The 12,857-nt window shown below is 71.1% G+C and carries 13 protein-coding genes and 1 pseudogene; 5 read left to right on the top strand and 9 right to left on the bottom strand.

Translation table 11 applies throughout. The features are described 5' to 3' along the window. Positions 1-17 precede the first annotated feature (17 nt). On the bottom strand, positions 18-1,097 hold the full coding sequence (locus IE325_RS23545) for an NADH:flavin oxidoreductase/NADH oxidase (protein ID WP_190072015.1): 1,080 nt from the start codon (positions 1,095-1,097) through the stop codon (positions 18-20). Positions 1,098-1,229: 132 nt separating this feature from the next. Here IE325_RS23545 and IE325_RS23540 point away from each other — a divergent pair, with 132 nt between their 5' ends. Further along, positions 1,230-1,583: an ArsR/SmtB family transcription factor gene (locus tag IE325_RS23540; protein WP_190072014.1), complete on the top strand. Its 354-nt coding sequence runs from the start codon at positions 1,230-1,232 to the stop codon at positions 1,581-1,583. Here the strand turns inward: IE325_RS23540 and IE325_RS23535 are convergent. Together IE325_RS23535 and IE325_RS23530 are read right to left on the bottom strand one after the other, a co-directional pair. Next, positions 1,503-2,891: a nucleobase:cation symporter-2 family protein gene (locus IE325_RS23535; protein WP_190072013.1), complete on the bottom strand. Its 1,389-nt coding sequence runs from the start codon at positions 2,889-2,891 to the stop codon at positions 1,503-1,505. The genes IE325_RS23540 and IE325_RS23535 overlap by 81 nt on opposite strands. Before the next feature lie 121 nt (positions 2,892-3,012). Then, positions 3,013-4,359: an FAD-dependent oxidoreductase gene (locus IE325_RS23530; RefSeq protein WP_190072012.1), complete on the bottom strand. Its 1,347-nt coding sequence runs from the start codon at positions 4,357-4,359 to the stop codon at positions 3,013-3,015. A 209-nt stretch (positions 4,360-4,568) separates the two neighbouring features. Here IE325_RS23530 and IE325_RS23525 point away from each other — a divergent pair, with 209 nt between their 5' ends. Continuing rightward, positions 4,569-5,027 carry a DUF6214 family protein gene (locus IE325_RS23525; RefSeq protein WP_190072011.1) on the top strand — a complete coding sequence of 153 codons (459 nt, stop codon included), beginning with the start codon at positions 4,569-4,571 and terminating at the stop codon, positions 5,025-5,027. A 24-nt stretch (positions 5,028-5,051) separates the two neighbouring features. Here the strand turns inward: IE325_RS23525 and IE325_RS23520 are convergent, their stop codons facing one another. Next, positions 5,052-5,738, bottom strand: a complete 687-nt coding sequence (locus IE325_RS23520) for a DUF305 domain-containing protein (RefSeq protein WP_190072010.1) — start codon at positions 5,736-5,738, stop codon at positions 5,052-5,054. Between the two features lie 63 nt (positions 5,739-5,801). Between IE325_RS23520 and IE325_RS23515 the strand changes: the two genes are divergently transcribed. After that, a complete protein-coding gene (locus tag IE325_RS23515; RefSeq protein ID WP_190072009.1) occupies positions 5,802-7,298 on the top strand; it encodes an LVIVD repeat-containing protein in 1,497 nt (498 codons plus the stop codon). Here the strand turns inward: IE325_RS23515 and IE325_RS23510 are convergent. From IE325_RS23510 to IE325_RS23495, 4 genes are all read right to left on the bottom strand, one after another. After that, positions 7,286-7,981, bottom strand: a complete 696-nt coding sequence (locus IE325_RS23510) for a TetR/AcrR family transcriptional regulator (RefSeq protein ID WP_190072008.1) — start codon at positions 7,979-7,981, stop codon at positions 7,286-7,288. The genes IE325_RS23515 and IE325_RS23510 overlap by 13 nt on opposite strands. 169 nt (positions 7,982-8,150) lie before the next feature. After that, entirely contained in the window at positions 8,151-8,846 is a 696-nt protein-coding gene (locus IE325_RS23505) for an HAD family hydrolase (protein WP_190072007.1), read from the bottom strand. A gap of 52 nt (positions 8,847-8,898) precedes the next feature. After that, on the bottom strand, positions 8,899-9,570 hold the full coding sequence (locus IE325_RS23500) for a phosphatase PAP2 family protein (RefSeq protein ID WP_190072006.1): 672 nt from the start codon (positions 9,568-9,570) through the stop codon (positions 8,899-8,901). Positions 9,571-9,646: 76 nt separating this feature from the next. Continuing rightward, entirely contained in the window at positions 9,647-10,180 is a 534-nt protein-coding gene (locus tag IE325_RS23495) for a DUF5134 domain-containing protein (RefSeq protein ID WP_190072005.1), read from the bottom strand. A gap of 236 nt (positions 10,181-10,416) precedes the next feature. Between IE325_RS23495 and IE325_RS23490 the strand changes: the two genes are divergently transcribed. Then, the gene (locus tag IE325_RS23490; RefSeq protein ID WP_190072004.1) at positions 10,417-10,956 is read left to right on the top strand and encodes a MarR family winged helix-turn-helix transcriptional regulator; all 540 of its coding nucleotides are present in this window, start codon (positions 10,417-10,419) and stop codon (positions 10,954-10,956) included. A 7-nt stretch (positions 10,957-10,963) separates the two neighbouring features. Here IE325_RS23490 and IE325_RS23485 read toward each other — a convergent pair whose 3' ends face one another. Continuing rightward, on the bottom strand, positions 10,964-11,728 hold the full coding sequence (locus IE325_RS23485; protein ID WP_190072003.1) for a VOC family protein: 765 nt from the start codon (positions 11,726-11,728) through the stop codon (positions 10,964-10,966). Positions 11,729-11,899: 171 nt separating this feature from the next. Between IE325_RS23485 and IE325_RS23480 the strand changes: the two are divergent. After that, a pseudogene (locus IE325_RS23480) lies at positions 11,900-12,795 on the top strand (GNAT family N-acetyltransferase). Positions 12,796-12,857: the final 62 nt, after the last annotated feature.

Below are 12,857 nucleotides of genomic sequence, written 5' to 3'. Positions count from 1 at the left end.
GCTGCCGCGACCGGCGCTCAGACCGACCGGTGGTACTGGTCCGGAACATGCACGTCCCCGCCCAGCTCCCGAGCCGCGTGCCGGGCCCACGACGGGTTGCGCAGCAGCTCACGGCCGAGCAGCACGGCGTCCGCCTCACCGTTGGCGAGGATCTTCTCGGCCTGCTCGACCTCGGTGATCAGCCCCACCGCGGCGACCGGCAGCGAGGTCTCCGCCTTCACCCGCGCCGCGAAGGGCACCTGGTAGCCGGGGCGGACCGGAATGCGCGCGCCCGAGGCATTGCCGCCGGTCGAGACGTCCAGCAGATCGATGCCGTGCGCCCTGAGGTCGGCGGCGAAGCGGACCGTGTCGTCGGCGGTCCAGCCGTCCCCCTCCACCCAGTCCGTCGCCGAGATACGGAAGAACAGCGGCTTGTCGTCCGGCCACACCTCCCGCACGGCGTCCACGACCTGAAGGGCGAAGCGGGTGCGGTTCTCGTACGAGCCGCCGTATGCGTCGGTGCGGTGGTTGGAGTACGGCGAGAGGAACTCGTTGATCAGATAGCCGTGGGCGCCATGGATCTCGGCGATCTCGAAGCCGGCGGCGAGCGCGCGGCGCGCGGCGTCCGCGAACTGCCCCACGATCTCCTGGATCTCGTCGACCGTCAGCTCGGTCGGCACCGGATGTCCCTCGGCGAACTCGACCGGGCTCGGCGCCACCGGCTGCCATCCATGGGCGTCGGCACCGACCGGCGCACCGCCCTTCCAGGGCTGGTCGGTCGACGCCTTGCGGCCGGCGTGGGCCAGCTGGATCGCCGGCACCGTGCCCTGCGCCACCAGGAACCGCGTGATCCGGCGGAACGCCTCGACCTGTGTGTCGTTCCAGATGCCCAGGTCGTACGGGGAGATCCGGCCCTCGGCGCTGACGCCGGTGGCCTCGACGATGATCAGCCCCGTGCCGCCGGCTGCGCGTGCCGCGTAGTGCGCGAAGTGCCAGTCGTTGGGGGCGCCCACCTCGGGGCCGTCCGGGGCGGCCGAGTACTGGCACATCGGGGGCATCCACACCCGGTTCGGGATCGTCACTTCGCGCAGGGTGTAGGTCTCGAAGAGCGCACTCACGGCGGACTCCATTCGTCGCGGGGACCAGACGTCGACTCGTACGATAAGCATCGTAGTACGGGAAGTGTCAAACTACGAGAGTTCTCGTACAATGGAGGAGCCGACGAAGGCACCCGAGGAAGTGGAGCCGCCGTGACCATCCCCGCTGTCAGCAGCCGAGACCTGCCGCACCCGGCGCGTGCGGAGATCCGTCTCGAAGGCGTGCTGCACGCGCTGTCCGACCCGCTGCGGCTGCAGATCGTGCGGGAGCTCGCCGCCGTGGACGACGAGCTGTCCTGTTCGCACTTCGATCTGCCCGTCACCAAGTCCACCACCACGCATCACTTCCGGGTGCTGCGCGAGAGCGGTGTGATCCAGCAGATCTACCGGGGCACGGCCAAGATGAACGGCCTGCGCAGGGACGACCTAGACGGTCTCTTCCCGGGACTTCTCGACGCCCTTCTCGACGCCGCCGCCCGCCAGGCCGTCCGGCTCGGCGACCGCTGAACCGGCCTTCGCGGGCAGGTGGTTGAAGAGCAGGTTCAGCACGATCGCCGTCAGACATCCCGCGCTGATACCGCTGTTCATCACCGTCTGGAACCAGTCCGGGAACTTCGTGTAGATCGTCGGCACCCCGACGGGCAGCATGCCCATGGCCATGGAAACGGCCACCACCGTCAGGTTGTTGTTGCCCTTGAAGTCCACCTGCGCGAGGGTCCGCAGCCCACTCGCCGCCACCGTCCCGAACATCACCAGACCCGCACCGCCCAGCACCGGCGCCGGTATCGCCGCCACCACCGCGCCCAGCTTGGGCAGCAGACCGAGCAGCACGAGGATGCCGCCCGCCGTGGCCACCACCCAGCGGCTGCGCACCCGGGTCATTCCGACGAGGCCCACGTTCTGGGCGTACGCCGTGTAGGGGAAGGTGTTGAAGACGCCGCCCAGCACCGTCGACAGGCCATCGGCGCGCAGACCGTCGGCGAGGGAGCGCGGCTCGACCTTGCGGTCCGTCATCTCGCCGACCGCGATCAGGTCACCGGTCGTCTCGGTCATCGTCACCAGCGCCACCACCAGCATCGACACGATCGCCGAGAACTCGAAGGTGGGTGCGCCGAAGTGGAACGGCGTGCTGATCCCGAGCCAGTCGGCCTCGCCGACCCCGTCGAAGTCCGTGAACCCGAACGGCACCGCGACCGCCAGCCCGACCACGATGCCGATGAGCACGGCGACCCGGCTCAGGAACGCCGGCGCGAACCGCTGCACGCCGAGCACCACCAGCAGCACGAAGGCGGCCAGCGCGAGGTTCTTCGGCTCCCCGAAGTCCGCCGAACCGACGCCGCCGGCCGCCCAGTTGCCCGCGACCGGCAGCAGGGAGAGGCCGATGATCAGAATCACCGTGCCGGTCACCAGCGGCGGGAAGAAGCGCAGCAGCCTCCCGAACACGGGCGCCAGCAGGACGATCGCCAGCCCGGCGACGATCACCGAGCCGTAGATCGCGGGAAGTCCGCCGCCCGTCGTGCCGATCAGCACCATCGGGGAGACGGCGGCGAAGGTGCAGCCCTGCATGATCGGCAGCCGTACGCCGAAGCGCCAGAAGCCGATGCACTGGATGAGCGTGGCGATGCCGCACACCAGCAGATCGGCGGTGATCAGATACGCCAGGTCCGCGGGCGGGAGCTTCATCGCGCCGCCGACGATCAGGGGGACGGCCACGGCGCCGGCGTACATCGCGAGGACGTGCTGGAGGCCGAAGGCGGCGAGGTGGCGGGCGGGTGGGACTTCGTCGACGGGGTGTACGGGTGCGGTTTTGGTCATGGGCGGACCGTAGGCTCCTTGAACAAGTTGTTGATTTCGGGGGTGTTGCTGGTTCGTTGCCGGCTGCGGGTCCGATGTGGTTGCTCGTGCCCACGCGGCGGAGCCGAAAATTGATACGGCCCTACGGGGCGCTGCCGTTCGCGGCGCTCAGCAGCGAATCCCAATCCGGGAGCTTCACCACACCCCTGCCCAGCTGTGCCCCCAACTCCGCCTCCGCTCGCTCGATCGCGCACCACCCCGACCACTCAACCGGCTCCACCCCTTCCCGGCGCAGTCCCGCCAGTGGATCCTCACGCAATTCCCTCCGTACGAGCACGGGGGCGTCCTCCACCAGCGAAGTCACCGTCTCCTTCGCGCACGGACGGTTGGTGCCGATGACACCGGTCGGGCCCCGCTTGATCCAGCCCGCCACGTACTCGCCCGGCGCGACGGCGCCCTCGCGCAGGACGCGCCCCGCGAGGTGCGGCACTGTGGCGGTGGCAGGGTCGAAGGGCAGGCCCTCCAGCGGTACGCCGCGATAGCCCACCGAACGCAGCACCAACTGGGCCTCGATGTCCTCGAATCGCCCCGTGCCCGTCACTCCGCCCCGGCCGTCGGGTGCCGTCCGTTCGAAGCGCACCGCGCCCACGTGTCCCGACGCGTCGGGGAGGAGCTCGACCGGGCGGAGGTAGAAGCGCAGCCGGATGCGGTGGGCGGCATCCCGCGCCGGGGACTCGGCCCAGCCGCGCAGCACCTCCACGTTGCGGCGCTGGGGCGCGGGCAGGCCGGAGGGGTCCGCGTAGGCCGGATCCAGCGTCAACTCCCGTCGGTCCACGGCCACTTCGGTGTCGGGCAGGGTGCCCAGCTCCCGTAGCTCCTTGGTGGTGAAGCGGGCCTGCGAGGGGCCGCGCCGGCCCACCACGCTGACGTCGGCGACGCGGCTCGCGGAGAGGGCGGTGAGGGCCGCCTGCGGCATGTCGGTGGGGCTCAGTTCGGCCGTGCCCCGGGCCAGCATCCGGGCGACGTCCACCGCGACGTTCCCGACGCCGATGACCACCGCCGAGCGGGCCCCGGCCACGAAACCGTCGTCCACGGCGTCCGGATGGGCGCTGTACCAGGACACGAACTCGGTCGCCGACCAGCTGCCCGGCAGGTCCTCGCCGGGAATCCCGAGGTGCCGGTCGGTGGCGGCGCCCACGCAGTACACGACCGCGTGGTACAGCTCGCGCAGCCTTGCCGTGGGCACCCCGCCGGGGCCGATCTGGACGCCGCCGAGGAAGCGCACCCGCTCATGCTCCAGGACCGTCCGCAGGTTGTTCTGGAGGGACTTGATCTTCTCGTGGTCCGGCGCCACCCCGTAGCGCACCAGGCCGTACGGGCACGGCAGGCGGTCCAGGACGTCGACGACCACGCCGGGATCCTGCTGTACGAGGCTCTGGGCGGTGTAGCACCCGCTGGGCCCGGAGCCGACGACGGCGACACGAAGCACGGCGGAACTCCTTGTCCGAGGGGTTTTCGGGGTTCGTCAGGAGTCGCTCTCGACTCCAGCATCGCACCGTGGCCGCTCCGCTGACAGGGTGCAGTGCGTGGCGAGGGGCGCGTGTTCGATCGTATGGAATGTGATCATGCGGTTACGTTGCGTGTGTGCTGGAAGCATCCTTTCTTAATCTTTCCGATCGTTCTGCGACCGACGGTGCCGTGTCCGTGTGGCCCGCGTGGAAAGTGCGGGACGGCGGCGGCGCCACGACGTGGTTCGGCGTGCGGCTGGAGTTCGGTGACGGCGCCCGGGTCGACGCGGTCGCCGTGGTGTCCGAGGGGTGTGTGTCCATCGAGGACGTACGGGCCGAGCCCGCGCTCTCCCTGGACGACCTCGCGGCGCTCGCCGACTGGATCGAGGGGCCGCTCTCCGAGGTGTGCGGGATCGGGGGCGAGCGGGATGTGGAAGACGCCGAGTCCGGCCCCGCGCGGCCGGACTGGCCACCCGGTGTCGAGGGGCACTGGCTCGTCGCGCAGAAGTACCGCGCGGCCCAGCAGGCGGGCACCGACCCCGTCCTCGCGGTCATGAGCGCGACCGGGCACAGCCGCCGCCGATCGCTCAGACTCATCGGCCAGGCGCGCGACGCGGGCTTCCTGTCGCCGCGCCGCGCCCGCCGCTGAGCATGGCCGGAAGGACGAGGCGTATCAGAGCATGTCCCGCATCCGCGTGATCTCGCTCGTCTGCTGGGCGACCACGTCGTCGGCCATCTCCTCGATCCGGATGTTGTTTCCCTGCCCCTTCACATCGGTGGCCATGGTGATCGCCCCGTCGTGATGGGTGATCATCAGCGTGAGGAAGAGCTGGTCGAACGCCTTGCCTCGTGCGGCGCGCAGCTTCGCCAGCTGCGCCTCGGTCGCCATGCCGGGCATCGATCCGTGCTCGTGCTCGTGCCCGTCGCTCTTCTCGCTCTTGCCGTAGCTCTTGAGCCAGCCCCTCATGGCGGCGATCTCCGGCCCCTGCGCGGCCGCGATCCGCTCGGCGAGCTGCTTGACCTTCGCCGATTCGGCGCGGTCGGGGGCGAGCCCGGTCATATCCAGGGCCTGGGCGTGATGGGTGATCATCATCCGTGCGTAGCCGACGTCGGCCGTATTGGGGGAGTCGTCCTCGGCGCGCTCGCGCGCGGCCTCCTCCGCGGACAGCATCCGGTTCGACTCGCCCGGCTTGCCCGGCACGATCACCGAAGGCCCGTTGCGCGCGGGCGACTTGGCGTCGGAGCCGCTGTCGCAGCCGCCGAGCGCGAGCAGGGTCAGGGCCACCGCGACCGTGACGCAGGCCGCCCGGCGCGATGGCGTCTGCGTTACATGTCCATTGCCCCCTATTGATATGTGCATGACGCAGACGATACTCGGGCGTGCGTGAACCGTTCCAGTGCGAGCGGAACAAGGGAGGAAACAGTGATCCTGTTCAGCAATCCCCGAACACGGCGCAGACGCCTGGGAGTTGCGGCTGCCGCGGCGGGGCTCATGGCCGCGCTGCTCACCGCGCAACCGGCTGCCGCGACCCCCGACCCGGGGGACGGCCCCGCCGCCGAGCAGAAGGTCTCCGAGAGCACCCGGGCCGAGGTGCGCGAGGCTCTGGCGAACGGCGAGATACCCGGCCAGGACGAGATCGTCCACTCCGACAACATCGAGCATCTGGGACTCGTCCCCAAGGACGCACTCCAGGGCACCAATTCCGACATCGCCTTCCAGGGCAGGTACGCCTTCGCGGGCAACTACGACGGCTTCCGCATCTTCGACATCGGCAACCCCCGTGCGCCGAGGACGGTCGCCCAGGTCCTGTGCCCGGGCTCGCAGAACGACGTCTCCGTCTCCGGCGACCTGCTCTTCCTGTCGACCGACTCCTCGCGCAGCGACAGCAGCTGCAACAGCACCACCCAGCCCGCGACCGAGAAGTCCTCGTGGGAGGGCATGAAGGTCTTCGACATCAGCGACAAGCGCAACCCCAGGTACGTCGCCGCCGTCGAGACGGCCTGCGGCTCGCACACCCACACGCTGGTCCCCGAGCGCAGGAACGTCTACATCTACGTCTCCTCGTACTCACCCGACGCCACCTACCCGGACTGCCAGCCCCCGCACGACGGCATCTCCGTGATCAAGGTCCCGCGCCACGCACCCGAGAAGGCGGCCGTGGTGAGCTTCCCGGTGCTCTTCCCCGGTGAGGGCCCGGACGGCGGCGGCAACCCCGGCCCGCCCGGCGGCCAGCGCAAGACCACCGGCTGCCACGACATCACGGTGCTGCCCTCGAAGGACCTGGCCGCCGGTGCCTGCATGGGCGACGGCATCCTGCTGTCCATCGAGGATCCGGAGCGTCCGAAGGTCATCGACCAGGTCCGGGACGACGTCAACTTCGCGTTCTGGCACTCGGCGACCTTCAACCAGAAGGCGAACAAGGTCGTCTTCACCGACGAGCTCGGCGGTGGCAGCGCCGCCACCTGCAACGCGCAGACCGGCCCGGACCGCGGTGCCGACGGCATCTACGACATCGTGGGCAAGGGCGACAAGCGCAAGCTGGTCTTCCGCAGCTACTTCAAGATCCCCCGCCACCAGGCCGACACCGAGAACTGCGTCGCCCACAACGGCTCGCTGATCCCGGTGAAGGGCAAGGACATCATGGTCCAGGCCTGGTACCAGGGCGGCATCTCCGTATGGGACTTCACCGACTCGGCCCGCCCCAAGGAGATCGCCTACTTCGACCGCGGTCCGCTCACCACGGACACGATCCGCTCCGGCGGCTCGTGGTCGGCGTACTACTACAACGGCTACATCTACTCGAACGAGCTCGCGAGGGGCTTCGACGTACTGAAGCTCCACGACCGGCGCACCGACCCGGCCCGCTGGGTCAAGCTGCGCGAACTCAACGTCCAGACCCAGCCGGACTACTTCGACTGACCGTCCGGGCGATCGGATGAGGATTCGGTCGATCCGGTCGCGAAGTAGCGCGACAGATCGGTGACGCACGTCCCGCCGGGCGCGGAGCCCGTGTCCGGCGGGACCCCGAGCTCCCAGTCCAGCCGGTAGCGCTTGAACAGCTCGGCCCGCAGCACCGGCACGGACATCGGGACCCCGGGCACGAGCGCCGCGTACACCGCGCCCATGAGCAGGGCGCGCAACATGGGGTAATCGGCGTCGACGTCCGGTGAGCCGCGCCGTACGCAGGTGTCCCGCAGCAGCTCCGCCAGCCGCCGCTGCTCGGGGCACTGCATGAAGCCCTCGGCCTGGAGGATCCCCGCCATGTGCTGGCGCATGAGCACCGGCCGCTCGCTGGCCAGGCCCAGGATCGCGTCGATGGCCCGGGCCATCCGCTCACTGCCGTCCTCGGTGTGCGGCTCGCGCTCCAGCGCCTCCTCCAGCGTGCGGTGCATCAGCCGGTGCACGGCGGACTGCACAAGCTGGCGCTTGCCGGGGAAGTAGTACGACACCAATCCGCGCGCCGAGCCGGCCCGGTCCGCGATGTCGCCCAGCGTGGTCGCCTCGTAGCCGCGCTCGCCGACCAGCTCCACCGCCGCCTGCAGAAGCCGCTCCCGGGAACGCCGCCGCAACTCTTCATTGACCGAGGCGCTGCGCGGGGACATGCTGTAACTCCTGCGTTGACTGGCTGCCAGCCAACTATACTCAGCGCGTCCGGCCCGGCCTCGATACGGCCTGGTCGGGGTTGTCGTCTGCCCCGGGCGACGCGGGGGATCGTCCGGGGCGGGCTCGACCCCCTGATGGTCGCCGGAGGCTACTTCTTCGCCTGCCGGTTCATGCCGGACCCACCAGATCGAGCACCGGCCGCAGCGCGTCCGGTCGCTGCGCCGCCGGCAGATGGTCCACGAAGTGCACCGCGCAGCCCAGCGCCGCCGCACCGCCGTCCGCGCGCCGGTTGTCACCGACCATGACCACATCGCTCGGATCGGCGTCGAGCGCCTCGCAGGCGGCCGCGAACAGCCGCGGGTCGGGCTTCTGGATGCCGTGCTCGAACGACAGCACATAGGTGTCCACGAACGGGTCGAGACCGTGCTCCCGGAACACGGGACGGAGATCCCAGCCGATGTTGCTGACCACGCCCACGCCGATGCCCCGCTCCCGCAGCGCCCCCAGCACCTCGGCGGTGTCCGGGTACGGCTCCCACGCGGCCGGCGCCATGTGGCGGTCGTAGAGCACGTCGTGCAGTCGGTCGTCGGGCAACTCCACATGCCGGGAGAGGGCGGTGTAGGCGGCGCGGTGCAGCTCCGCGCTCTTGTCCCGCACGCCCCACACGCTCGCGACATCCTCCGGCAGCCAGGAGGGATCCACCCCGCCCGGCAGCGCGCCCATCGCCTCCAGCGCCTGCGCCGCCTCGACCAACTCGGCCTCGGCGAGCTCCACCTGGGCCTCGGCGAGCGCTCCGCGCAGCCAGGACTCGGTGGACTCGATACGGAACAGGGTGCCGGAGAAATCGAACAGAACTGCGGTCATGATTCGGATCCTACGGGCCCGAGTTCCGCCGCGCGGGAAGATCGGCCCGAGCTCACCCCCGCCAACGGGCGTGCACGCCCACCGCGAGCACCACCACCAGAGCCCCCAGCAGCCAGCCACCGACGACATCCGTCGCCCAGTGGACGCCCAGCCAGATCCGGGTCAGCCCGACGCCCGCCACGGACACGGCCGCCACGGTGACCGCCGTGCGCCACAGGGTGCCTTCGGCGCCGTAGCGGTGCAGGAGCCACAGCAGAAGGCCGCAGACCACCGTGGCTGTCATGGCGTGGCCGGAGGGGTAGGCGGCGTAGTGGGCGGAGTCGACGGGGTCGGGCCAGACGGGGCGCGGGCGGTCGAGCAGCGCCTTGAGGATCTGCTGGATCGCCGTGGCGAGCGCGCAGGTCGCCACCAGCCACAGCGCCGTCCACCGCGCGGCTCTGCGCCACAGCCAGACCGCGACCGCGAACGTCAGGATGCGCATCGTCCATGGATCCCAGACCCAGTCCGTCAGGATGCGGAACGCATGCGTGACCCCGCGCTCGTCGACCGCCCAGCGGTGCGTGGTCTCCGCGACGTCGCCGTCGACGGCCATCAGCGGGGACCATCTGATCGCGACGAGGACGAAAAGGACTACGGAGCACAGGGCCAGGCCACCGGCCCAGCGGGAGACGGCGCTGCGCTCGGCGGGCGGGCGGGGCGGGGACTCGACGGACTGGATGTGCATAGTGCGATCCTCGCCGACCGATGGGGCGGAAGGCCACTGTGGGGCGAGATGCCCGACAGAAACGCGGACCGCGGCCTCAGAGCGTCAGCAGCATCGCCACCATCGCGATCCCCATCGACAGCCGGCAGGCCCGCGACAACTCCGGCCGGTCACCCCACCCGACGCCCACGCCACCACCGGCCGTCACCGGCACCAGCCGTACGCCGGACAGCAGCACATATCCCGTGAAGTACAGCAGCAGCGCTACCGTCACCGGCGGGACGCCGGACCCGCCGTGATGGCCGGGGGAGTCCGCCATCGCGACGGACATGTAGACCATGGCCGAGGCGCCCACCAGGTGGTGCACATGGTGCCCGCCCGCCCGCGCCGCCCACAGGGCGTGCAGGGCGGCCGCCCCGAACACGGTGACGTACAGGAGCCAGGCCCACGACGGCGGGGTGAACGCCGCGGCGGGCACCGCCATCGCGGCCATCCCGAAGCCCATCAGCGCCTCGCCGCCCGCGGTCCGGCGCTGTTCCTCGACATGGCTGCGCATCCGCAGCAGGCAGTAGGCACCGGTCGCCGCACACAGCGCGACCAGCAGCCAGCCGGGCGAAGCCGGTCCGTGCACGCGCACCTCCCCGCTCGACGGTCTCGGACAGTCCGTCGATGCCCCGGCCGTGCGGCGCGCACGCGAGCGCAAGGGTGTACACGGGGAGCATTCACCGGAGCACGGCAGGTCAGCGCCACCGGGCGCGGGTCGCGCGTGCCGAGCGTCACCGACCACGTACGCTCGCCGCTACGGGGCGAAGCAGGACACCGCTCCCGGACCAGCGCACGGGCGGACACTATGGAGGGCGTACGGCCATGACGGGGACCAGCGGCGGGCCGACCGGGACGAGACAGGACACGGTGGCCGGGGTGGTCCGGCAGTGGCAGACCGTCCATCCCGACCTCGACACCGGGCCCATGGAGATCATCGGCCGTATCAACCGCTGCGCCGCCCTCCTCCAGCAGGCCGAGGACGCTCCGCTGCGCCGGGCGGGCCTGAGCCGCCCCGAGTTCGATCTGCTCGGCGCGCTGCGCCGCACCGGCCATGAGCTGACGCCCAGTGAACTCGCCCGCGAGACCTTCTCCTCGGGCGCCGCCGTCACCAAACGCCTCAAGCAGCTCGCCGAGCGCGGCCTGGTCGAGCGCCGCGGCGACACCCGCGACCGGCGCGTCGCCCACCTCCGCCTCACTGACGCCGGCCGGGACCTCGTCGACGGCGTCCTGCCGGAGCAACTCGCGTACGAGACGACCGTACTGTCCGAGCTCGAACCCGAGGGACGGGGCGAACTCGCCTCCCTGCTCGGCGAGTTGCTCGGCCGCCTTGAGGGGCGGCTGGGCGCCGCGCGCCTGACCTGATCCGGGGTCAGCTCGCATCGGGCGAGCGGTACACACCGAACACCGCCCCCTGCGGGTCCCGCAGCACGGCGAGGCGCCGCCCGCCGGGTTGCGAGGTGGGCTCCATGAGGATGGTGCCGCCCGACCGTGTCGTGTCCGCCGCCGTGGTGTCCACGTCCTCGACGGCGAAGTACGGCAGCCAGTGCGCCGGCACCTCGTGCGGGAACTTGTCGTCCATCCTCACCATGCCGCCGAAGTCGGCGCCCTCGACGCCCCACTGCGTGTAGTACTCGGAGGCGTTGACGCTCCAGCCGAACACGGTCGTGTAGAACTCCACGGCCCGCTCCGGGGCCCGCGTCAGCAGCTCCACCCAGCCCAGCGAGCCGGGCGCGTTGAGCAGGCCCGCGCCCGGGAACGACCGCGCCTGCCACAGCTGGAAGGCCGCCCCGGTCGGATCCACGGCCACCGCGAAACGGCCCACGTCGAACACGTCCATCGGACCGACCAGCACCGTGCCACCGGCCTGCGTCACCTGCTCGGCGGCGGCATCGGCGTCCGTCACCGCGAACGACACGTTCCACGCCACCGGCTGCCCCTCCTGGTACAGCGGCGTCAGCGCGGCCACGGCCGCGTCCCCGAGGTGCGCGACCGTGTAGCCGCCGGCCTCCTGACGCGGATCGGTCTCGGTGCGCCAGCCGAACAACGCCTCGTAGAACCGCCCGGCCCCGGCCAGATCACTGGTGCCGAGCTCGGTCCAGCAGGGCCCGCCGGTCACCGGCTTGTCGAGCTTCATGGCGCTCCTCCCACAGGAAACCGAACCCCTTCCAGCACGCTATGCCTCACCCACGGCCCAGGCCATCCGGCGCGAAACCACTGGAGCCCGGCGCCGCCACCGCCGTACCCTCGACCCCGTACCGCATCGCATGGCGGCCTCCCGACACCGTTCACCGACCGGAGGTCCCGCATGCCCGCGCCCGAGGTGCGCCCCTTCCGCCGCGCCGACCGCGACCAGCTCACCGAACTGATCAATCTGCATGTCGCCGCCGTCGTCCCCGGCGTGTCCGTCTCCGTGAACACGGTGCTCAGCGCCCTGGAGCGACAGCCGGACGAGTTCCTCACCGACCCCTGGGTGAGCGAGCGCACCACGCTCGTCGCCGAGCAGCGCGGCCATGTCGTGGCCCCGCCCATCTGCTGCGCTACCGGGCCGACGACGAGGTGGGCCCGGCCTACCGGGACATCGGCGAGATCGACTGGTTCGTCTTCCGCCCGCCCGCCTCCTTCTGGCCCGACTCTGACGAGGCGGCCGACCTCCTGATGAACGCCTGCCTGGCACAGCTGGCCCGCTGGGACGTACGCGCCCGGTACGCGAGCGGTGAACTCCCCGCCCCGGCGGTCTACGGCCTGCCCCGCAACTGGCCGCACATCCGCGCCCTCTACGACCGCGCCGGCTTCCGGCACGTGGGCGGCACCGAGACGATCCTGATCGCGCACGTGGCCGACCTGCCGCCGTCCGGGCCGCGCCCCGGGGTCACCGTCGACCGCACCCTGGGGGAGTGCGGCACCCGCTTCACGGCGCACGCCGCCGATGGCCGCCTCCTCGGTTTCATCGAGGTCGACACGGCCCTGTCCCGCCCGGAACGCCAGACCCGCGGCACAGGCCTGGCCGACCTCGGCAACCTGCACGGCGAGGGCCTGGAGCACTGGCTCCTGGGCCAGGCCGCGGACTGGCTACGACTGTGCGGCGTCGACCGCCTCCTGGCCTACGAGTCGACCGACGACACCACGACGATCGACACCCTGACCACGGCCGGCTTCCGGGAACTGACCCGCACCGACCGAGGCTGGCAGCACAAGCCCTAGATGTATTGACCCGCAGGGTTGTTCACGCGGCTGATCGGTGGGTGGCCGCCGAGTGCGGTGTG

Origin of the sequence: Streptomyces lanatus, from assembly GCF_014655715.1 — a bacterium.
In the GTDB taxonomy this organism is placed as follows: domain Bacteria; phylum Actinomycetota; class Actinomycetes; order Streptomycetales; family Streptomycetaceae; genus Streptomyces; species Streptomyces lanatus.
Note: the sequence above shows the minus strand (reverse complement) of the source record. Positions and strands in the feature narration are given on the sequence as shown.

Excerpts from the sequence above, each read along its gene's own strand:
- IE325_RS23535 (WP_190072013.1), bottom strand. The coding sequence starts at position 2,891 with ATGACCAAAACCGCACCCGTACACCCCGTCGACGAAGTCCCACCCGCC.
- IE325_RS23520 (WP_190072010.1), bottom strand. The coding sequence starts at position 5,738 with ATGCACATATCAATAGGGGGCAATGGACATGTAACGCAGACGCCATCG.
- IE325_RS23510 (WP_190072008.1), bottom strand. The coding sequence starts at position 7,981 with ATGTCCCCGCGCAGCGCCTCGGTCAATGAAGAGTTGCGGCGGCGTTCC.
- IE325_RS23505 (WP_190072007.1), bottom strand. The coding sequence starts at position 8,846 with ATGACCGCAGTTCTGTTCGATTTCTCCGGCACCCTGTTCCGTATCGAG.
- IE325_RS23500 (WP_190072006.1), bottom strand. The coding sequence starts at position 9,570 with ATGCACATCCAGTCCGTCGAGTCCCCGCCCCGCCCGCCCGCCGAGCGC.
- IE325_RS23490 (WP_190072004.1), top strand. The coding sequence starts at position 10,417 with ATGACGGGGACCAGCGGCGGGCCGACCGGGACGAGACAGGACACGGTG.
- IE325_RS23485 (WP_190072003.1), bottom strand. The coding sequence starts at position 11,728 with ATGAAGCTCGACAAGCCGGTGACCGGCGGGCCCTGCTGGACCGAGCTC.